Raw genomic sequence first — 20,455 nt, forward strand, 5'->3', positions numbered from 1 at the left:
ACACTCGCCCGGGATCGCCACTGCGAGTACCATCCGCCCAACATGCGCACAAGCTGGGAGGACGGACGTTGGGGCCACTGACCGGCGGGGATCCCTCGCTGCTGCGAAGGATCAACTCCGCGGTGGTGCTGCACGCGCTGCGTGCCACGGACGCCGCCACGCTGACGGAGATCACCCGGGTGACCGGGCTGTCCCGGCCGACCGTCGAGGGTGTCGTCGAGGGGCTCATCGAGGCGGGGTACGTCGTCGAGAAGGCGGCCGATGAGAGTGTCGTGCGGCGCCAGGGCCGGCCCGCGCGCCGGTTCCGGTTCCGGGCCGAGGCCGGTCATCTGCTCGGCGTGGAGATCGGGTCGCATCGGGTCGCGGCGCTCCTCGCCGACCTGGACGGCCGGATTCTCGGCGCCATCGCCAAGGACGTCGACGAGACGGCTCCGGCCGACGAGCGCCTCGACCGGGTGCGGACGGGCGTGGCCGAGCTGCTGCGCCGGGCCGGTGTGGCACGCAACTCGCTGCGTGCCGTGGGGGTCGCGACGCCGGGCATCGTCGAGGCGGACGGGACCGTGCGGCTGGGCGCCGCGCTGCCCGAGTGGACGGGGCTCAGGCTGGGCGAGCGGCTGAGCCGTTCCTTCAAGTGCCCGGTCCTGGTGGAGAACGACGCCAACGCTGCGGCCGTTGCCGAGCATTGGAAGGGCTCCGCCACCGAGTCCGACGACGTGGTGTTCGTGCTGGCCGGGTTGAGCCCGGGCGCCGGTTCGCTGATCGGCGGTCAGCTGCACCGAGGCTACGGCGGCGCGGCCGGTGAGATCGGCGCGCTGCATCTGCTGGGCCGGGAGGCGACTCCGGAGACGCTGCTGTCCACCACGGACGAGCCTCTGCGCCCGCTCGACGAGCACGCCGTCGCCAAGGTCTTCGCCCAGGCCCGCGACGGCGACCAGCAGGCCCTCGCAGCCGTCGAGCGCTTCATCCAGCGCCTCGTCCACGACGTGGCAGCCCTCGTCCTCGCCCTCGACCCCGAGCTGGTCGTCGTCGGCGGCTGGGCGGCCGGCCTGGACGGCGTACTGGAGCCGCTGCGCCGCGAGCTGGCCCGCTACTGCCTGCGCCCCCCGAAGGTCGCGCTGTCCCTCCTCGGCGAGGCCGCCGTGGCGACCGGAGCACTGCGGCTCGCTCTCGACCATGTGGAGGAGCAGCTGTTCGCGGTGGAGGGGACTGTGACGGGGCGACGCTGACGGTCAGGCGGTCAGCATCGGCACAGCGCGCCACTGGCGGCAGTGACGCGCCCTCTGTGCTCCTGCATACGCAACGCGCCCCGGAGTGGATCCGGGGCGCGAGGCATGTGCAGGTACGACGTCAGGACGCCTGGCGCTCCGGGCCCTGGTGGATCTCCACGCCGCCGGAGTCGCCGAACGTCAGCCGGCAGGTGTCCGCACGGTAGGTGGCGACGGAGAGCGCGGCGGTACGGCCCTCGGCGATGTAGCGGGTGGTCACGACGAGGACGGGCGCCCCCGGGAGACGGTCCAGCTCCTTGGCGTCGTCCGCGCGGGCCGAGCCCAGCTCGACGGCGCTGTCCTGGCCCTCCAGCTCCAGGCGCTGCAGCTCACGCAGCACGGCACGCGCGCGTGCCGCTCCGGACGGGGCGTCGATGGCGGAGAGGTCGGGCACCGACGAGTGCGGGATGTACAGCAGTTCGGCGGCGACAGGCTGGCCGTGGGTCACGCGCGAGCGGCGCACGGTGTGCACGGCCTCGTCCCGGCCGCGCTCCAGGGCGTCCGCGACGGACGCGGGCGCAGCCGCCAGTACGCAGTCCACGGGCTGCCAGACGTCGTCGGCCGCCCCGGGCCAGGCGTGCTGCTCGCCCCCGACGGACACACCCACGCGCGGCGGCGCGACAGTCGTACCGACACCGCGGCGGCGCTGCAGCCTGCCTTCCAGTTCGAGCTGTTCCAGGGCCTGGCGGAGCGTGGCCCTGGCGACGCCGAAACGAGCTGCCAGGTCGCGTTCGTTGGGCAGAATCTCGCCTACGGTGAACTCGGAGTCCAGTGCCTCACTGAGCACGGTCCTCAGATGCCAGTACTTCGGTTCCGGCACCGTTTCCAGCTGCGTGGTCCCCACCCTGTCCTCCGCAATCGCCGTGGCCCGTCGGCGTTTTAGCGCCCTTGTTTATTAAAGGTTGTTGCACTTATCTGCGACCATAGGGCGGCCCCCACCCTTGGTCAATACCAATCGCCGGGAGCGTTCACGGGACCGGCGCGCCACCACCGCCGGGACGGGGCGGTGGGAGCTACGCGGTCGCCAGTGACGTCAGCTTGTCGGGGTTGCGGATGATGTAGACCGACTGGATCTGCCCGTCCAGGACGTCCAGTTGGAAGACGCTGTCGGGCTTGTCGCCGGACCGCACCAGCACCGCGGGACCGCCGTTGATCTCCAGGAACCGGAAGGTGACATCGGGAACGGCATTCCGAGTGGCGCCCACGAGGAAGCGCCCGACCTTGTCGGCCGTCTCCAGGACCCGCACCGGCGCCTTGGCCTTGCCGCCGCTGTCGCCGATGAGACGGACGTCCGGGGCCAGCAGCGACATGAGCCCCTCCAGATCGCCCCCCGCCGCCGCGGCCAGGAACCGTTCGGTGAGATCGCGTCGCTGGGCCGGATCCACCTCGTACCGCGGCCGCCGCTCGTCGACATGCTTGCGGGCCCGCCCGGCCAGCTGGCGCACCGCCGCCTCGCCCCGCTCGAGCATGGCGGCGATCTCGGCGTACGGGTAGCCGAAGGCCTCCCTGAGGACGAACACCGCCCGCTCCAGCGGCGACAGTGACTCCAGGACGACGAGGACAGCGAGGGAGACGGAGTCGGCGAGGACGGCCCGCTCGGCGGTGTCCGGGACGGCGTCCCCGAAGTCGGTGACGTACGGCTCGGGCAACCAGGGGCCGACGTAGGTCTCGCCGCGCGCCTTGACCTGGCGCAGTCGGTCGATGGCGAGCCGGGTCGTGATGCGCACCAGGTAGGCACGTGGTTCGCGCACCTCGGACCGGTCGGCGCCCGACCAGCGCAGCCAGGCCTCCTGCACCACGTCCTCCGCGTCGGCCACACGCCCGAGCATGCGGTAGGCGACCCCCAGGAGGACGGGGCGGTGCTCTTCGAAGACGTCGGTCTCGGTGTCGGTGGTCACCGCTCCATCCCAGCCGACACGTCCGGCCGTGTCCAGGCGAAATGGTCGCCCCCGGCCCTGTGTCGTTCAACCTCGGGGACGCGGGGCGGGTTGGCGGGGGCACGCGTGCCCGATGTCCACGACCGTCAGGGTCTACCCGTCGGTAGCAATTGCTGACAAGCTGTCTACGGCCGTCCGTCAGCGTGTCCCAGCCGAGGAGCACCCCATGTCCGCCACCGTCTCCTTCCAGGTCGCCTCTCCCCACGGCCCGCAGAGCGTGAGCGTCGACTACACGCGCGTGGGGAGCGGCGAACCCCTGCTCCTGCTGCACGGGATCGGGCACCACCGGCAGGTCTGGGAGCCGGTGGTGGACATCCTCGCGACCGAGCGCGATGTGATCTCCGTCGACCTGCCCGGCTTCGGAACATCCCCGGGCCTGCCGAGCACCCTCTCCTACGACCTGGCGACGACGACGGCCGTGTTCGGAGCCTTCTGCGAGGCCATGGAGCTCGACCGGCCGCATGTGGTGGGCAACTCGCTGGGTGGCCTGATCGCGCTCGAACTCGGCCGCGAGAAGCTCGTGCGGTCCGTCACCGCCCTCTCCCCGGCCGGGTTCTGGTCAGAGGCCGAGCGGCGTTACGCCTTCGGCGTGCTGCTCGCGATGCGGCACATCTCGCGCCGGCTGCCGCTGCCGCTGGTGGAGCAACTGTCCCGGTCGGCGGCCGGCCGTACAGTCCTGACCAGCACGATCTACGCCCGCCCCGGCCGCCGGTCACCCGAGGCCGTGGTCGCCGAGACCCTGGCGCTCGCGCGGGCCACGGGCTTCGACCAGACCCTCGACGCCGGCCGGACCATCCGGTTCTCCGAAGACATCCCCGGGATCCCCGTCACCGTGGCCTGGGGCACCAGGGACCGGCTGCTCGTGCGCCGCCAGGGAGTGCGCGCCAAGCAGATCATCCCCCGGGCGCGCCTCGTCAGGCTGCCCGGCTGCGGCCACTGCCCCATGAACGATGATCCGGCCCTGGTCGCGCGCGTCATCCTCGACGGCAGCCGCTGACCCACGCGGGGCGCGCGCCAACGCGCCCGAGCCCAGGGCGACTCCGGCACCGACCAGGGCGCTCCCCAGCGCCTGTACGGCGCCGTAGGAGCCCGTTCCGACGAGCGGGGCGGTGCAGGCGGCGGCCACCGGGATGAGGCCGGAGAAGAGCGTGGCGCGCTCGGCGCCGATCCGCTGCATGCCCATGTACCAGCACACGAAGCCGACCACGGTCACGACCACCGCCTGCCACAGCAGAGCGACCGCCTCGGTGGTGTCGGGCCGTCGCAGCCACGCGGTGCCGTCCAGGAGCAGTCCGGCCGCCGCCGACTCGACCGCCGCGACACCGCACACCGTGGCGGACAGCAGCCGCGGGCCCAGAGGGCGCAGCACGGGCACGGCCAGGACGGCGAAACCGACCTCGCCGACCAGCGCGCACACGGAGAAGGCAATGCCGGCGCCGTCCGTACGCCCCCAGCCCTGGACCGTGACCGCGCCCGCGGCGACGAGCAACGCCCCGTACAGGACCGTCCGTTGGGGGCGGCGCTTGTCCAGCAGCGGGACGACGACGGCCACGACCACCGGCGCGCAGCCGACGAAGACCCCGGGAACCGCTGGTTCGGCCGTCCGCTCGGCGGCGATCACAGCCAGGTTGAAGCCGACCATCCCGACCGCGGCGAGCACCACGAGTCGGGCCCACTGACGGGCCGCGAGCGCACGCAGCCGGGCCGCGGCGTCACGCCCGGCCAACGGGACGAGCAGGAGGCAGGCGAGGGTGTATCGGAGGAACTGACCGCCGGCGTACGGGTAGTCGCCGAGGAGGCTGTTGGCGGTGAAGGATCCCCCGACGAGGATGCAGGCGAGCGCGGCGAGGAGGGCTCCGCGCGTGGCGTTGGCGTTCATGGAAGCGACGCTAGGAAGCGCAGCGGTCCGGATTAAGGTCCACTTTCATGACGCCATCGCAGACCAATCCGGCCGACAGGACGGCTCGGCACTCCTCGGAGGCCTCGACAGGGGATCGCGCGGGGCAGGAGGGGCGCACTGCGGGATCGCGGGCAGGCGAGCCGGCCGGGTCGGCGGGATCGGCCGGGTCGGCCGCATCCGCTGCGGCAGGCCGGGCGAGCGGCCACGGTGGGCAGGCGCGGCCCTCTGCGACGCCTTCCGCGGGCGATCCGGCGGAGCCGACCCGCCGAGCGCAGGGCCCGGCGACGCCGGACGCGGGTGACCCCCAGCCTCATATGGACTCCGCTGCCTGGGAGTTGCTGCTGCCCGCCGCTTCGGCTCCGGCACGCGCGCGTGGGCGTTCGCTGCAGGCGGCGCTGCGTGAGGCGGTGCGGTCGGGGCGGCTGGCGCCGGACACACGGCTGCCGTCGAGCCGGGATCTCGCGGCCGACCTCGGCGTGTCACGCGGGCTGATCACCGAGGCGTACGAGCAGCTGACGGCGGAGGGCTATCTGCGCAGCGGCCGGGGTGCGGGGACCTGGGTGGGCAGTGCCGTACGGGCCGCCCGGCCACGTGCGCGTGATCTAGCTCCACGCGCCACGGGCGCCCACGCCGACTTCGTACCCGGGACGCCGGACATGTCGCTGTTCCCGCGCGCCGCGTGGGCCGCCGCGCAGCGCGGGGTGCTGGCCGAACTGCCGCACCACGAGCTCGGCTATCCCGACCCGCGCGGGCTCCCCCGGCTGCGTACGGCGCTGGCGGAGCTGCTGGCGCGGCGCCGGGGCGTCGTCACGGACCCCGAGCGCATCGTGGTCGTCTCCGGGGTGGCGCAGGCGACGACGCTGCTCGGGTTCGTGCTGCACGCGCGCGGGATGCGCGAAGTGGGCGTGGAGAACCCCGGGAGCCCGCAGCACGACGCCCTCTACGCGTCAGCGGGGGTGGCCACGGTGCCACTGCCGCTGGACGACGAGGGGCTCGCCCTCGGCCCGTTGCGGGAGTCGGGCGTACGGTCCGTCGTCACGACCCCGGCCCACCAGTTCCCCACCGGCATCGCCTACTCCGCGCGTCGCCGTGCCGAGCTGCTCGACTGGGCGCGGTCCGTCGACGGATTCCTCCTGGAGGACGACTACGACGGCGACTTCCGGTACGACCGTGCACCCGTCGGCGCACTCCAGGGACTCGACCCCGAGCGCGTCGCGTACGCGGGGTCGGTCAGCAAGTCCCTGGCACCGGGGCTCCGGCTCGGCTGGCTGCTGGTGCCGGAGGTGCTGGCCGAGGATGTCGTCGAGCGGAAACGGACCATGGACCTCGGTCATCCCACCCTCGATCAGGCGCTGTTCGCCCGCTTCGTGGAGCGCGGCGACTACGACCGCCAGCTGCGCCGGTGCCAGCGCGCATACCGGGAGCGCCGCGACACCCTCGTATCCGCCCTGGAGGAGCACTTCCCGGGCGCGGAGGTGTCCGGGATCGCCGCGGGCCTGCACGTCATCGCCGCACTGCCGGAGCGGTACGGACCCCAGGAGCGGTTCCTCGCGCGCGTGGCCGCGGCCGGGGTGGCGGTGCGCCCTCTGACGGACTACACACACGCGCGTGCCGGGGAGGGCGGACGCCCGGGTGTGCGGCTGGTCCTGGGATACGCGCACCTCGCGCCGACGCGGATCCGGGCGGGCGTACGGCTCATGGCCGAGGCGGTCGTCGCGGGTCCGCGCTGAGCGGTACTGCTCCTGCACACCGGTTCCCCTGCCCATGCGGTCAGTTGTTCACTTGTGGTTTCCGTGTGCGCTGCGGCGCACCAGTAGTTGTGGCTGTGCACACTGGCCGGATCCCGCCCCTGGAGGCCTCCATGTCACACCGTCCGTCCCCGGGCCGCCGCAGCGTTCTGCGCGGCTCGCTCGCCGCTTCGGCGGCGCTCACCCTGCCCACCGCGCTCGGCTCGGCGCCGGCGTTCGCCCTGTCGGGACGTCCCAAGGCGGGCTGGGGCGTACAGACGGGCGACGTGACCTGCGGCTCGGGGCTGGTGTGGGTGCGCTCCGACCGTCCCGCCCGGATGATCGTCGAGACGTCCGCGACCGAGTCGTTCCGCACACCGCACAGATGGCACGGCCCGCTGCTCGGCGCGGACACCGACTTCACCGGCACGACCCGGCTGCGCGGCCTGCCGTCCGGCGAGCAGATCCACTACCGCGTGCTGCTCGCCGACCCCGACGACCCGCGCCGCACCGGCGAGCCGGTCACCGGCACGTTCCGTACGGCCTCCGCGCGGCGGCGCGACGGAGTGCGCTTCGTGTGGTCGGGCGACCTCGCCGGGCAGGGCTGGGGCATCAACCCGGACTTCGGCGGCTACCGGATCTACAACGCGATGGCCGCGCTGAACCCGGACTTCTTCCTCTGCAGCGGCGACAACATCTACGCCGACGGCCCGATCACGGCGTCCGTCGCCCTGCCCGACGGCAGCACCTGGCGGAACATCACCACCGAGGAGAAGTCCAAGGTCGCCGAGACCCTGGCCGAGTTCCGCGGCAACTTCCGCTACAACCTGCTCGACGACAACCTCAAGCGGTTCAACGCCCAGGTGCCGTCCATCATCCAGTGGGACGACCACGAGGTCACCAACAACTGGTACCCCGGCGAGATCCTCGCCGACTCCCGCTACACCGAGAAGAACGTCGACGTCCTGGCCACCCGTGCCCGGCAGGCGTTCTCGGAGTACTTCCCCATCTCCACCCTGCGCCGGCCCGACGGCCGCGTGTACCGGGTGGTCAACCACGGCCCGCTGCTGGACGTGTTCGTGCTGGACATGCGCACCTACCGCAACGCCAACTCGACCGACGACCAGGCCACCGACGCGCAGGGCATCCTCGGCGCCGATCAACTGCAGTGGCTCAAGCGCGAACTTGCCCGCTCCCGGGCGGTGTGGAAGGTGATCGCCTCCGACATGCCGCTGGGGCTGGTGGTGCCGGACACCGGTGACGGCAAGCCGAACATCGAGGCCGTCGCACAGGGCGACCCGGGGGCTCCGCTGGGGCGGGAGCTGCAGATCGCCGAGCTGCTGCGGTTCATCAAGCACCGCAGGATCACCGGCACGGTGTGGCTGACCGCCGACGTGCACTACACCTCGGCCCAGCACTACCAGCCGTCGCGGGCCTCGTTCAACGACTTCGAGCCGTTCTGGGAGTTCGTCTCCGGCCCGCTCAACGCGGGCGCGTTCCCGGCGAACACCCTGGACAACACCTTCGGTCCGGACCGGGTGTTCATCAAGGCGCCGACGACCGCGAACGTCTCGCCCGCCGGCGGCTACCAGTTCTTCGGCGAGGTCGACATCGACGGCGGCAGCGGCGAACTGACGGTGCGGCTGCGCGAGTCCGACGGCACCGTGCTGTTCACGCAGGTCCTGCAGCCGGGCCGGGTCGGTCAGTAACTCCCGTGGCCGGGAGGCCTTAGCCTGGAATCCGTGCCGCGCACCGGCGTCATCCCCCGGGGCGCGGCACGGTCGTACTCCCCACCCCAGACGGTGTTTTCGCAGGTCAGGGTCGATTGTCAGTGGTCGCCTCTACGGTTTTTCCATGACGCGATCTTTGCAGGCCGTGGCCTATTGCCAACCCTCCGTGCTGGAGTCCGCCGCGGACGGACAGCGCCTGGGGCTCGAAACCTCACGAGGTGCGACGCCCTCGGGCGTCGAGGACCACCCGCGGTTCTTCGCGGGCTTCCTGACGTCTCCTCAGGTGGCCTCCGCCGGACTGCTCGCGGTGGCCGACGTGGCGGCCGCCCGGTACTACCAGCAGCAGCTGCGCGCCTCCCTCGACCCGGTGGTGACGGGGAACGGTGACCGGCTGCGCTTCGAGTCCTTCTCCGGCTGCTGCGGGGTGTACGCCCGTCTGGACGTGCTGGAATCGGGCCTGGACGGCGGCGAAGTGGGGCACGGCACGACGAACGTCGACGTCAACAACCCTTTGCGCGAGGCCCTGTCGAGGATCGGGGCGGACGATCCCCTCCATCTGCGGGTGGGCCCGGAGGAGTTGGCGGTGACCACGCTGGACGGGCCGGTCGTGGAGAAGAAGGTGCCGCTCCCCGACCGCTGGCTGCGGGGCTTCGCCGAAGCCCAGGTGATAGCGGCCGGCTTCGACCTGCGGGCCGAGCTGCCGGCCGCGGAGGCCGTGCGTTTCCTGCGATCGCTGCCGCGCGGTGGGGCGCGGGGCGCATCGATCGGCGCGCGATGGGTGGTGCCTACGGGGAGCGGGCTGCGGCCGACCACTCGCCCGGTGCCCGGCGCGGTGTGCCTGCCCGGCCCCGAGCGGCTGGTCGCGCTCCAGCGGGTGCTGCGGCATGCCACGGCCCTGCGGGTGTACGGCCCCTCGGTCACAGGCGGCGCCGCGGCGACGGCCAGCGCCTGGGAGGTGGTCCTGCCGGGTATGCGGCTGACGCTGACGCTGTCACCCGACGCCTCGCGCGGCTTCTCCGGCGAGGGCGGTGTCCTGGACGCCCTCGCGGCGGACGAGGCCGCCGAGGACGCGGAGCTGATCGCGGTGCTCCTCGCGTGGGAGCCCCGCGTCGACGTGGCCGACCTGGCCGCCGCCTCCGGACTCACGCCCGAGCGCGTCCGGGCGGCGCTGGTCCGCCTGGGCACGTCGGGGCGGGTCGGATACGACACGGCGGAAGCGGCCTACTTCCACCGGGAGCTGCCGTACGACGCCGAGCGCGTCGAGCGCCACAACCCGCGGCTGCGTTCAGCGCGGGCGCTCGTGGCAGCGGGCGCGGTCGCGCTGGACGGCGCCGTCGGGACGGTGACGGCCGAGGACGGGCACGTGCACCGGGTGCGCGACGAGGCGGGCGTGCTCAGCTGCAGCTGTCTTTGGTGGGCGAAGTACCGGGGCGGGCGCGGACCGTGCAAGCACGCGCTGGCGGTACGGATGGTGCGGCGAGGCATCGCCGCTGCGGAGCGGGACATGGCACGAGTCGACGGGGGTGCGCGATGAGTTCGCTGATGGAAGCGGTACGGGCCGGGCGGACGGCCGAGGTGGTGAGCCTGCTGGACGGGATGACGGATGCCGAACGGCGGGCGTCCTTCCCGGAGTTGAAGGCCCTGCGCAAGGACCTGAGGGCGGACCAGTGGACCGCTGAGGCCCGCAGCGCCTATCCCTCCCTGCACGCGGCGGGGACCGCATGCCAGACCGGTGCGGCCGGCGTGGCGAGTTGGCTGGCGGCCTCCGACATGCGCTGGTGGCCCGCTCCACCAGCGGTGCTGATCGACCTCCTGGGCGACCGGTCCCCCGGCTGGCTCGGCGATGTGGCCCACCGGCTGGCCGAGCGGCCGACCGGCTCGCGTGTGCCGTATGAGCTGATGGCGGGCCTGGTACGGCTCTCCGGCTGCCCGGTGCCGACCACGGAGGCCTACGTCCACGGGTGGGTGGAGCACATCGGCCATGTCTGGCAGCTCGGTGACACGGTCCTGGACCGGCTGCGCAAGGACCCGCATCTCGCGCAGCTCACGGCCGCGCTCTTCGAGACGAACGACATCGGCAGCCGCCTGGCATGGACCGCGGACGAGGGTCCGAACAGCTGGACCGAGGCGCTGGCGACGCTCACCACCGAAGGCGTCCTGGACCGGAAGGCGACGGTCGACGCATGCCTGGCCCGGCTGCTGCGGGGCGGTCCGGTCGCCGACCACCGGGTGTTCCTGCGCATGCTGCGCGCACTCACTCTGACCCGGGACGAGGAGCGGGAGCACACGGCCGAGTGGCTGGCCCTGGCTTCCGACGCCGGGTCCGTCGTGGCCGCGCACGCTCAGTCGGTGCTGGCGTCGTTGGCCCTGGACGACGAATTGACCACCCGTCAACTCGGCGAAATGTCGAGCGCAGTCCTCTTCCGCCCCGAGAAGAAGCTGGTGCGTGCCCAACTGGTACTGCTGGGCAAGGTTCTCGCCCGCGACGCTTCCACCGCAGATGAGCTGCTGCCCGCCGCCGCCCAGGCCTTCGGACACGAGGACTCGGACGTACAGGAGCGGGCGCTGAAGCTGGTGGAACGACATGCGGGGAAAGCCGGTACGGCCGAGACACGGGAGGAACTCGCCTCCGCCGCCGCACAGTTGATCCCCACGCTCCGGATGCGTGCCGCCCAGAGCCTGGGGGCGTCCTCCGAGGCGCCGGAACCGGAGCCGTACGAGGAGGTGTTGCCGCCCGCACCGGAGCCCGTGCGACTCGCGCCCGCGCCCGAGTCAGCGGAGGAACTGGCCGAAGAAGTCGGGGCATTGCTCGCGTCCGACGGTGACGTGGCGGCATTCGAGAGGACCCTGGACGGACTCGTGCGACACGCGTACCGCGAGCGGGACGGGCTGCTGGAGGCGCTGGACCCCGTCGTCGCGCGCCGCTGGTGGGACGGCCGGGAGCAGGCGTACGCCTACAGCGCGGACGACTACTTCACCAGGCACCACGGCCTGATCAACGCGGCGCACGGTCTCGAACTCCTGCTGGCGACGCTCTGCGGGAAGGTGCTCACGGCGACGCTCCACAAGGCCGTCCAGCGCGGGACCGTCACCAGCGACTGCGGCCACAGCCCGCTCGCCCGGGCCTTCGAAGCCCGCTTCTGGGAGATGGCGTACCGGATCCGCACCGAGCCTCTGCCGTTCCTGCTGTCCACGCCCACGTGGGGCACAGGTCTGCTGGAGCCGGACGAGTTGGTGGCGCGTCTCGACGAGTACCGGCGCCTCGGCGCCCGGGTGTCGGAGGCCGACTTCGCACAGGCGCTGCTAAGGGTCCGACGCGCTGACCGTGCGTTGGCCGAGGCGGCCGCGGAGCGGGCGGCGGCGCTGGACACGGCGGAAGGGACACGTCTCGCCGCCTGGCTGACAACCGGGGCTCCGGCCGTGCCGGCGTGCCACCGGAGGATGTCCGGGGACCGCATACTCGTCGAATCCGGGGAGATCCCCGAGTTTCAGGGTGACTTCCCGGCCGCATTCCGCCCGTTGGGGCGGCCGGTGAGCTTCGACCGGGATCGTTGGCACTGCTGGCACTGGGGCGACGGCATGCGCCGGCACTGGCTGGCCCTACTGCCCGAGCAGCGTGAACTGGTGGCGGTCAGAATGCTGCGCGAACTGTCGGCGGTCGCCGTCGACGACACCCGGGGCGACGCGGCGGTCCTGCCCGCGCTGGCCGAGTCGGGCGGGGAGGCCGGTGATGCGGTGCACTTGGCCGTGGCGTACGGACTCGGTGCGCGGCACCCGGAGGACCGGCTCGCCGCCGTGGACGCCCTGCTGGTGCTGGCGGCGCGCAGGCAGCTCGACGCAGCCCGGATGGGCGCGGATCTGGGGCAGTTGATGCGACGGGGGGCCGTGAAGCCGTCGCGGCTCGTGGAGTCGGCGCGCACGGCTGCGACCACGGGAGCGAACGCCGCCATCTGGGAGATGCTCCGGCACACCCTGCCCGTCCTGCTCGCGGACCTCGCACCGGACGGAGCTACGGGTGGGGCGACCGCGCCCCCACGCGGCCTCGCGGATCTCATCGCCGTCGCCGCGGAGTGCGCCGAGCGAACGGGGGCACGCGAGGAACTGCCGCACCTGGCGCGGGCAGCGGACCGCCGTGGCTCGTCCCGGCTGGTGACCCAGGCCCGGCGCCTGCGCAGCGCGTTGGCGGCCGCCTGACCCGACAAGAAACGTAAAAATCAATACAAAAAGGTTCTTTACCGCCCGGTCACAAAGCGTTCGTGATCACGCAACACCGTTCCTTCACAGTGGGTGCATGAGTCGAGACATATCTGATGTGACGCGTGCGCAGTCCGGACGTTCTGTCCACCCCTGGCGGAGGAACGTCGTCCAGGTCGCCGAACTCTTCACGGCGGGGTTCCACTCATGGTGGTCACGCCGCCACGGTCACGCGCCTCCGACGAGCGATACCGGTGCCCGGCCGCGCTCCGACGCGCAGGCCGGGCCCTCGGACCGGTCGCCGGAGACGTCCGTGACGGTGTCCGATGAAGGCGCCCTCTGGCGGATGCGGACGACGGTGCAGGACGAGCCGGGGTCGCTGGCCGCGCTGTGCACGGCCCTCGCCGGGCTGCGGGTGGACATACTGAGTCTGCAGACGCATCCGCTGGCCGAGGGCACGGTGGACGAGTTCCTGCTCCGTGCGCCGGGCGGGCTCACGGCGGCCGACATCTCCCATGCGGTCTCGGAGGCCGGCGGTTCCGGGACCTGGATCGAGCGGGCCGACGCCCACGACCTGGTGGACGCGCCGACGCGGGTGCTGGGCCTCGCCACCCGTACCGCCCTGGACGCCGCCGAACTGCCCTTGGCACTGCGGCAGTTGCTCGGACGGTGCACCATCCGCTCCCTGCCCGCAGTGCCTGCCGTGGGCGCAAGGGGACCCGAACCGGTCCCGGTGGAGAGTGCGCTCGAGGACACCGTGATGCGGCTGCGGGCGCCGGAAGGCGGAGTGATCACCATTGAGCGGCCGTATCTGCCGTTCACGCCGACCGAGTTCGCGCGGGCGCGGGCCCTCGTGGAACTGGACGCCCGGCTCGGGCCGCGCGTGCCGGGCAGCCAGGACGTGCTGACGCTGCCCGAGGGCAACGACATCACGGTGCGGCGGGCGGACACCGGTGACGTGCGGGCCGCGAAGGAGATGCACGAGCGGTGCTCGACGCGGACGCTCGGGATGCGATATCACGGGCCGGTCGGTGACGCGGGCCGGTATCTCAACCACCTGCTCAGCCCCCGGTTCGGCCGCACGCTCGCCGTGCAGACCGCGTCGGGCCGCATCGTCGGGCTCGGTCACCTGCTGTGGGACGGCGACGAGACGGAGGTCGCGCTGCTCGTCGAGGACGCCTGGCAGCGCCGCGGCATCGGCAGCGAGTTGCTGCGCAGGCTGGTGGGGATGGCGGTCGAAGCGGGCTGCGAGAGCGTGTACGCCGTGACGCAGTCGTCCAACACCGGCATGGTCGCCGCGATGCGCGCCCTGGGCCTCCCCCTCGACTATCAGATCGAGGAGGGGACCCTGGTGATCACGGCCCGCCTGGGTGCGTCGCCGGTTGAGCCGGAGGGGGCCGTGGGGGTTGTGGGGCGCGTGTCGAGTTCGGGTGAGTGGCGGCGACCCGAGGCGCCGTAGGGGCTACTGGCGGCTGGCGACGGCCGGCTCACTGTGCCTGGTCGCGCCCCGCGGCGGAGCCGCCTGCCGTTGCAGCCCCGGGCCCCTTCGGGGGCGCGCCGCCGTCCCCAGTGCCGCGTCCAGATCCGCCCATAGGTCCTCCACGTCCTCCAGCCCCACCGACATCCGCAGCAGCCGGTCGCTCACCCCGGCGTCGCGTCGGTCGTCCGCGTCCACGATGCGATGGCTGATGGACGCCGGGTGCTGGATGAGGGTGTCGACGCTGCCGAGGCTCACGGCGGGGGTGATCAGGCGGACGTCGGCGATGACCTCGTGCGGGTCGCCGTGGACCTCGAAGGCGATCATGGCGCCGCCGATGCGCGGATAGTGGACGCGGGCGACGCGCGGGTCGTCGGCGAGGCGGCGGGCGAGTTCGGCGGCGCTCGCCGAGGCGGCCCGTACCCGCACCGGGAGGGTCGACAGGCCCCGCAGCAGCAGATAGCCGGCCAGCGGATGCAGGACGCCGCCCGTGGCGAACCGTATCTGCCGCAGCCACCCGGCGAACTCCTCGTCGCAGGCCACCACGCCCGCCATCACGTCACCGTGGCCGCCGAGGTACTTGGTGGCGCTGTGCAGCACGAGCCGCGCGCCCTGTTCCGCGGGGCGCTGAAGCACCGGTGTGGCGAAGGTGTTGTCCGCGAGCAGCGGCACGGAGCCGCAGGCGTGGGCCACCGCCCGCAGGTCCACCTCGGCGAGTGTGGGATTCGCCGGGGACTCGACCATCACCAGGCCGGTGTCCGGACGCAGCGCCTCCGTGATTCCGGCCGGGTCGGTCCAGGTCACCTCCGAGCCCAGCACTCCGGCGGTGAGCAGATGGTCGCTGCAGCCGTACAGGGGGCGTACGGCGACGACATGGCGCAGGCCCATCGACGCGCGTGCGAGAAGAACGGCGCTCAGTGCCGCCATCCCGCTGGCGAAGGCGACCGATGCCTCGGTGCCCTCCAGCCGGGCGAGGGCGGTCTCGAAGCGTGCGACGGTCGGATTGCCCAGGCGGCCGTAGACGGGCGGGCCGTCCGGCTCGGCTCCGGTGGCGGCGAAGGCGTCGATGCGGGCGGCTTCGGCGCGGCTGTCGTAGGAGGGGTAGGTGGTGGAAAGGTCGATCGGCGGAGCGTGCAGGCCCTGTCGGGCGAGGTCGTCGCGGCCGGCGTGCACGGCCTCGGTGGCGAGTGCTCTCGGTGCGGTGCGTACGTCGTCGTACCCGTGCATAAGGTCGTATGCCTCCCTGCTCGCTGGGTCCATGGGCAGCCATGGGCTGAAGGCCGAACAGCGGAAGACTGAACAGCGGGCGGGGTTCAGTGGTGGAAGACCGTGTTACGTTCGGCCAATGGCCGAATCTGTCGTACTGGATCCGGTCGATCTGCACCTGCTGCGGCTCCTGCAGAACGACGCCCGGACCACCTATCGCGACCTCGCCACACAGGTCGGGGTCGCGCCGTCGACGTGTCTGGACCGGGTGACGCGGCTGCGCCGCTCGGGCGTGATCCTCGGCCATCAGCTCAGGCTGGACCCGGCCAAGCTGGGCCGAGGGCTGCAGGCGCTGCTGTCCGTGCAGGTCAGGCCGCATCGCCGGGAGTTGGTGGGGCCGTTCGTGGAGCGGATCCGGGCGATGCCGGAGTCGCTGACCGTCTTCCATCTGACCGGGCCGGACGACTATCTGGTCCATGTCGCGGTCGCGGACATGGCGGATCTGCAGCGGCTGGTGCTGGACGAGTTCACGTCCCGGCGCGAGGTGGCACGGGTCGAGACGCGGTTGATCTTCCAGCAGTGGGACTGCGGCCCGCTTCTGCCCCATGACACGCCGGAGAACACGCCCTCAGCGAAATCGGGCTGATGTGGGACAAGCGCCGGGGAAACCGGGCTGACGCGGCGCCGCTCGCCGTATGAGGATGGACCGCATGTCTGAGACCAACAGCCCGCTGCCCCGTGAGGTCGCCGACGCGTATGTCGACGAGCTCATCGCCCTCGACCCGGTGACCGGTACGTACCTTGGCGTGAAGGAGAGTTCGAGCAAGCTGCCCGACCTCTCCCCCGCGGGCCAGGAGGCGCTCGCGGACCTTGCGCGGGCCACGCTCGCCCGGCTCGACGAGGCCGAGCGGCTGCCCGGCGCGGACAGTGACATCGAGCGCCGGTGCGCGCGCCTGCTGCGCGAGCGGCTCACCGCGGAACTCGCCGTGCACGAGGCCGACGAGGGCCTGCGCGCGGTCGGCAACATGGCGACGCCCGCGCACTCGGTGCGCGAGATCTTCACCGTCACCCCGAATCAGACCGACGAGGACTGGGCGGCGATCGCCGAGCGGCTGCGCGCGGTGCCGACCGCGTACGCGGGCTACCGCGAGTCCCTCACCCTGGGCCTGGAGCGCAAGCTGTACGCGGCGCCGCGTCCGACCGCCACGTTCGTCGAGCAGCTCACCGAGTGGTCCGACACCGGCGAAGGGCAAGGCTGGTTCGAGGACTTCGTGTCGGCCGGGCCCGATTCGCTGCGCGCGGAGCTGGACGACGCCGCCCGCGGGGCCACGGCCGCCGTGGTGGAGCTGCGCGACTGGATGCGCGACGTGTACGCGCCGGCGACCGAGGGCGCCCCGAATACGGTGGGCCGCGAGCGGTACGCCCGCTGGGCGCGCTACTTCAACGGCATCGACCTTGACCTCGACGAGGCGTACGCGTACGGCTGGGCCGAGTACCACCGGCTGCTCGGCGAGATGAAGAAGGAGGCGGAGAAGATCCTTCCCGGCGCCGCGACCCCATGGGTGGCGCTGGCGCACCTCGACGAGCACGGCCACCACATCGAGGGCGTCGACGAGGTCCGCGACTGGCTCCAGGGCCTGATGGACGAAGCGATCGAGAAGCTGGACGGCACGCACTTCGAACTCGCCGAGCCGGTGCGGAAGGTGGAGTCGCGCATCGCCCCGCCCGGCGGCGCGGCGGCCCCGTACTACACGGCCCCCTCCGAGGACTTCTCGCGGCCGGGCCGCACCTGGCTGCCGACGATGGGGCAGACCCGCTTCCCGGTCTACGACCTGGTCTCGACCTGGTACCACGAGGGCGTGCCGGGCCATCACCTCCAGCTCGCGCAGTGGACGTACGTCGCCGGGAACCTCTCCCGCTACCAGGCCACCATCGGCGGGGTCAGCGCCAACGCCGAGGGCTGGGCCCTGTACGCGGAGCGGCTCATGGACGAGCTCGGCTTCCTCACGGACCCGGAGCACCGGCTGGGCTACCTCGACGCCCAGATGATGCGGGCCGCGCGGGTCATCGTCGACATCGGCATGCACCTGGAGCTGGAGATCCCGGCCGACTCCCCGTTCCACCCGGGCGAGCGTTGGACTCCGGAGCTCGCCCAGGAGTTCTTCGGCTCGCACAGCAGCCGTCCGGCGGACTTCGTGGAGAGCGAACTGACCCGCTATCTGACGATTCCGGGCCAGGCCATCGGCTACAAGCTGGGCGAGCGGGCATGGCTGCTGGGCCGCGAGAAGGCGCGCGAGCGGCACGGCGACGCGTTCGACCTCAAGGCGTGGCACATGGCGGCCCTGTCCCAGGGTTCCCTGGGCCTGGACGACCTGGTGGACGAGCTGGCCCAGCTCTGAGGCGGACGCCGGAGCCTGCCGCGCGGGTCAACGCCTCCTGCAGGCTCCGGCATCGTCACCCTCAACCCCGGCATCGGCACCCTCAGCCACCCCGGCATCGTCACCTCAACGCAGGAATCCGCCCTCGGAGTTGATGACCTCACCGGTGATCCAGCCCGCCTCGTCCGTCGCCAGCCAGGCGATGAGGCGGGCCGGGTCGTCGGGCATGCCCCACCGGCCGACGGGGAAGCGGGCGGCCACGGCCTGGTACGCCTCGCCGGTCAGGTAGTCCGTGTCGACGGGGCCGGGGTTGACGGTGTTCACCGTGATGCCCTGCCCGGCGAGCGTGGTCGACAGCGAGCGGGTGATCGACGCCAGGGCGCCCTTCTGCAGGGCGTAGGCGATCTCCCCGGGCATGCCGCCCGCGATGTCCTGCCCGGAGGTCATCATCACGACGCGCCCGCCGGGACCGGCCGGCCTCAGCCGGGCGTGGGCCTGGACGAGGAGCAGTACCGCACGGGTGTCGACCGCCCAGTGCGTGTCGAGCATCGCGGCGTCGATCTCGTCGAGAGTGCCGTCGGAGCCGCTGACGGCGTGGTTGGCGATCAGGATGTCGAGCTGTCCGCCCAGTGCCGCGGCCGCCGTGGCGATCAGCTCGGCGGGCGCGGCCGGGTCGGACAGGTCACCGGGTCCCGCGAGAACCTGGGCATCGGAGTCGCCGAGTGCCGCACGCACGGAGGCGACGACGTCGTCAGGGCTGTCGGCTCCCCACGGCATGGCGGCATCGTGCGGCACATGGTGGTGCAGATAGACACTCGCCCCGTGGGCGGCGAGCCGCCGTGCCACCGCATGGCCGATGCCGGCGCGTCTGCTGGCCCCGGTGACCAGAGCGGTCCGGCCGCGCAGGGGCAGCGGGTCACGGCGCAGGTCCTCGGGGGTGGGGTGCGGAAGTCGGGGCATGGCAGATCATGATGGCGACCGGCCGGGTGAGGCGCACCTGGTTATTGACGCACCTACGTGGCGTCAGTGCGGCAGCCGTCGCAGCTGAACGAGCCCCAGCCAGGTTTCCGGGCCGGGCTGCACCTGCGCGGCCCGGACGGCGTACGCGCCCGGTTCCAGGGCCACGCGCAGATGCTCGGTGCGTTCCGTCTCACGCCCCGGCCAGGCCGAGTCGAACAGGACCACGGTCCCCGGCACGTTCCAGCGCACCTCGTGTCCCCAGACCGCCGTGGCGAGGGCGTCCGGAACCCTGGCCAGCAGTTCCGCTTCGGAGTCGGCCGCGCACCAGCGCACGAAGATGCCCTGGTCGGGCAGGTAGGTGGTCGAGGCGGGCTCGTCGCCGAGCACCAGTGCCGCGCTGTCTCCCACGGGCAGGAGTCCGACGAATCCGTCGATTTCGCAGGCCCGATCGTAGTCCGAGGCCGTCTCGTCACCGTCGGCGCCCGCCCAGAACGGCAGCACCGTCTCCGGCACCGCTATCAGCGGGCCGCCGCCCGACTCCACCCACTCCACCGCGCTCGGTTCCGCGTATCGCACCATGGCAGCAGAACCTACACGCCCCACGTTGCGCTCAGATCACCGTGCCCAACTACCGTTTCAGCAGCCGCAGTTGTCAGCACTCACGCGTGGTGCGGTCAGCGGGTCGGCCTCCCGACGCTCTCGCCCCTGCCAGGTCTCGTACTCGAAGCCCTCACGCGCCCAGTACTCGAATCCGCCGAGCATCTCCTTGACCTGGTAGCCGAGTTCGGCAAGGGCCAGGGCGGCCCGGGTCGCACCGTTGCAGCCGGGACCCCAGCAGTACGTCACGACCGGCACGGACCTGTCGAGGAGCTGCTCCGCCTGCTCGGGGATCAGCGCGGTGGGGAGGTGGATGGAGCCGGGGATGTGGCCCTGGTCCCAGGACTCGGTGGAACGGGAGTCCAGGACGACGAAGCCGGGGTCGGCGTCGGCCGCGAGGGCGGCGGCGACGTCGGACACGTCCGCGTGAAAGACGAGGCTCGTACGGAAGTGGGCGGCGGCCTCGGCAGGCGTGGCGGGCGCGACGCGCAGGACAGCGTTGGGCGTAGTCGTCATGATCGGAAATCTACGACCGTTGATCCACGCCCTGAAGAGGAAATCCCCTGCGCTCCTCTTGATCCGCCGGGGAATGCCCTGCTATTCCTCGCCCATGACCGCGTATTCCCCGGACGCCACCGACTGGCGCATCCTCGACGTCCTCCAGCGGGACGGCCGCGCCGGCTTCGCCGAGCTCGCCAGGGCCGTGTCCATGTCCGCGAGTGCGGTCACCGAGCGGGTGCGGCGACTGGAGGAGGCGGGCGTCATCCAGGGGTACGCCGCCGTGGTGGACCCCGAACGGCTGGGCCTGCCGATCCTGGCCTTCGTCCGCCTCCGGTACCCGAACGGCAACTACAGGCCCTTCCACGACCTGGTCGCCGCGACGCCCGAGATCCTGGAGGCCCATCACGTCACCGGTGACGACTGTTTCGTCATCAAGGTCACGGCCCGTTCAATGCGGCATCTGGAGGAGGTGTCCGGCAAGATCGGCACCCTGGGCTCGGTGACGACGAGCGTCGTCTACTCGTCCCCTCTGCCTCGCCGCCCGCTCGGCCACTGACGTCACCCCTGCGCCGCCGCCTGCCGG

General features: G+C 72.3%; 16 protein-coding genes and 1 pseudogene. 10 read left to right on the forward strand and 7 right to left on the reverse strand.

Annotated features, from left to right (window positions below):
* Positions 1-68: 68 nt before the first annotated feature.
* Positions 69-1,226, forward strand: coding sequence for an ROK family protein (locus ACZ7M7_RS20990; RefSeq protein ID WP_383599409.1), 1,158 nt, complete (start codon positions 69-71; stop codon positions 1,224-1,226).
* A 121-nt stretch (positions 1,227-1,347) separates the two neighbouring features.
* Here ACZ7M7_RS20990 and ACZ7M7_RS20995 read toward each other — a convergent pair whose 3' ends face one another.
* Positions 1,348-2,109, reverse strand: coding sequence for a GntR family transcriptional regulator (locus ACZ7M7_RS20995; protein WP_472119014.1), 762 nt, complete (start codon positions 2,107-2,109; stop codon positions 1,348-1,350).
* Between the two features lie 169 nt (positions 2,110-2,278).
* The gene (locus ACZ7M7_RS21000; RefSeq protein WP_472119017.1) at positions 2,279-3,163 is read right to left on the reverse strand and encodes an RNA polymerase sigma-70 factor; all 885 of its coding nucleotides are present in this window, start codon (positions 3,161-3,163) and stop codon (positions 2,279-2,281) included.
* Between the two features lie 205 nt (positions 3,164-3,368).
* Here ACZ7M7_RS21000 and ACZ7M7_RS21005 point away from each other — a divergent pair, with 205 nt between their 5' ends.
* The gene (locus tag ACZ7M7_RS21005; protein WP_472119020.1) at positions 3,369-4,199 is read left to right on the forward strand and encodes an alpha/beta fold hydrolase; all 831 of its coding nucleotides are present in this window, start codon (positions 3,369-3,371) and stop codon (positions 4,197-4,199) included.
* A gap of 93 nt (positions 4,200-4,292) precedes the next feature.
* On the opposite strand, the pseudogene ACZ7M7_RS21010 reads toward ACZ7M7_RS21005, so the two are convergent.
* Positions 4,293-5,081, reverse strand: a pseudogene (locus ACZ7M7_RS21010) (EamA family transporter); the annotation flags it as partial.
* 335 nt (positions 5,082-5,416) lie between these two features.
* Between ACZ7M7_RS21010 and pdxR the strand changes: the two are divergent.
* The 5 genes from pdxR to ACZ7M7_RS21035 all read left to right on the forward strand — a co-directional run bounded on the left by pdxR (position 5,417) and on the right by ACZ7M7_RS21035 (position 14,212).
* Positions 5,417-6,832: a MocR-like pyridoxine biosynthesis transcription factor PdxR gene (gene pdxR, locus ACZ7M7_RS21015; protein WP_383599421.1), complete on the forward strand. Its 1,416-nt coding sequence runs from the start codon at positions 5,417-5,419 to the stop codon at positions 6,830-6,832.
* Positions 6,833-6,963: 131 nt separating this feature from the next.
* Positions 6,964-8,538, forward strand: coding sequence for an alkaline phosphatase D family protein (locus tag ACZ7M7_RS21020; RefSeq protein WP_472119023.1), 1,575 nt, complete (start codon positions 6,964-6,966; stop codon positions 8,536-8,538).
* Positions 8,539-8,683: 145 nt separating this feature from the next.
* Positions 8,684-10,093 (forward strand): SWIM zinc finger family protein, encoded by a 1,410-nt coding sequence (locus ACZ7M7_RS21025; RefSeq protein ID WP_472119026.1) that lies wholly within the window; start codon positions 8,684-8,686, stop codon positions 10,091-10,093.
* Positions 10,090-12,753 (forward strand): DUF7824 domain-containing protein, encoded by a 2,664-nt coding sequence (locus ACZ7M7_RS21030; RefSeq protein ID WP_472119029.1) that lies wholly within the window; start codon positions 10,090-10,092, stop codon positions 12,751-12,753. Before ACZ7M7_RS21025 ends, ACZ7M7_RS21030 begins: the two co-directional genes overlap by 4 nt.
* A 97-nt stretch (positions 12,754-12,850) precedes the next feature.
* A complete protein-coding gene (locus ACZ7M7_RS21035) occupies positions 12,851-14,212 on the forward strand; it encodes a GNAT family N-acetyltransferase (RefSeq protein ID WP_472119032.1) in 1,362 nt (453 codons plus the stop codon).
* Between the two features lie 3 nt (positions 14,213-14,215).
* Here ACZ7M7_RS21035 and ACZ7M7_RS21040 read toward each other — a convergent pair whose 3' ends face one another.
* Positions 14,216-15,457, reverse strand: coding sequence for a trans-sulfuration enzyme family protein (locus ACZ7M7_RS21040; protein ID WP_472119035.1), 1,242 nt, complete (start codon positions 15,455-15,457; stop codon positions 14,216-14,218).
* Between the two features lie 118 nt (positions 15,458-15,575).
* On the opposite strand from ACZ7M7_RS21040, the gene ACZ7M7_RS21045 reads away from it, so the two are divergent.
* On the forward strand, positions 15,576-16,082 hold the full coding sequence (locus tag ACZ7M7_RS21045) for an Lrp/AsnC family transcriptional regulator (RefSeq protein ID WP_369269675.1): 507 nt from the start codon (positions 15,576-15,578) through the stop codon (positions 16,080-16,082).
* 64 nt (positions 16,083-16,146) lie between these two features.
* A complete protein-coding gene (locus ACZ7M7_RS21050; protein WP_472119039.1) occupies positions 16,147-17,835 on the forward strand; it encodes a DUF885 domain-containing protein in 1,689 nt (562 codons plus the stop codon).
* Between the two features lie 105 nt (positions 17,836-17,940).
* On the opposite strand, the gene ACZ7M7_RS21055 is transcribed toward ACZ7M7_RS21050, so the two are convergent.
* From ACZ7M7_RS21055 to ACZ7M7_RS21065, 3 genes are all read right to left on the reverse strand, one after another.
* Entirely contained in the window at positions 17,941-18,774 is an 834-nt protein-coding gene (locus tag ACZ7M7_RS21055; protein WP_472119041.1) for an SDR family oxidoreductase, read from the reverse strand.
* A gap of 63 nt (positions 18,775-18,837) precedes the next feature.
* Positions 18,838-19,353 carry an immunity 21 family protein gene (locus ACZ7M7_RS21060; RefSeq protein ID WP_383599444.1) on the reverse strand — a complete coding sequence of 172 codons (516 nt, stop codon included), beginning with the start codon at positions 19,351-19,353 and terminating at the stop codon, positions 18,838-18,840.
* Positions 19,354-19,410: 57 nt separating this feature from the next.
* A complete protein-coding gene (locus ACZ7M7_RS21065) occupies positions 19,411-19,887 on the reverse strand; it encodes a rhodanese-like domain-containing protein (RefSeq protein ID WP_472119044.1) in 477 nt (158 codons plus the stop codon).
* 94 nt (positions 19,888-19,981) lie between these two features.
* Here ACZ7M7_RS21065 and ACZ7M7_RS21070 point away from each other — a divergent pair, with 94 nt between their 5' ends.
* Positions 19,982-20,428, forward strand: a complete 447-nt coding sequence (locus ACZ7M7_RS21070) for an Lrp/AsnC family transcriptional regulator (RefSeq protein ID WP_472119047.1) — start codon at positions 19,982-19,984, stop codon at positions 20,426-20,428.
* The last annotated feature ends 27 nt before the right edge of the window (positions 20,429-20,455 follow it).

The organism is Streptomyces sp. NPDC111606 (assembly GCF_055656945.1).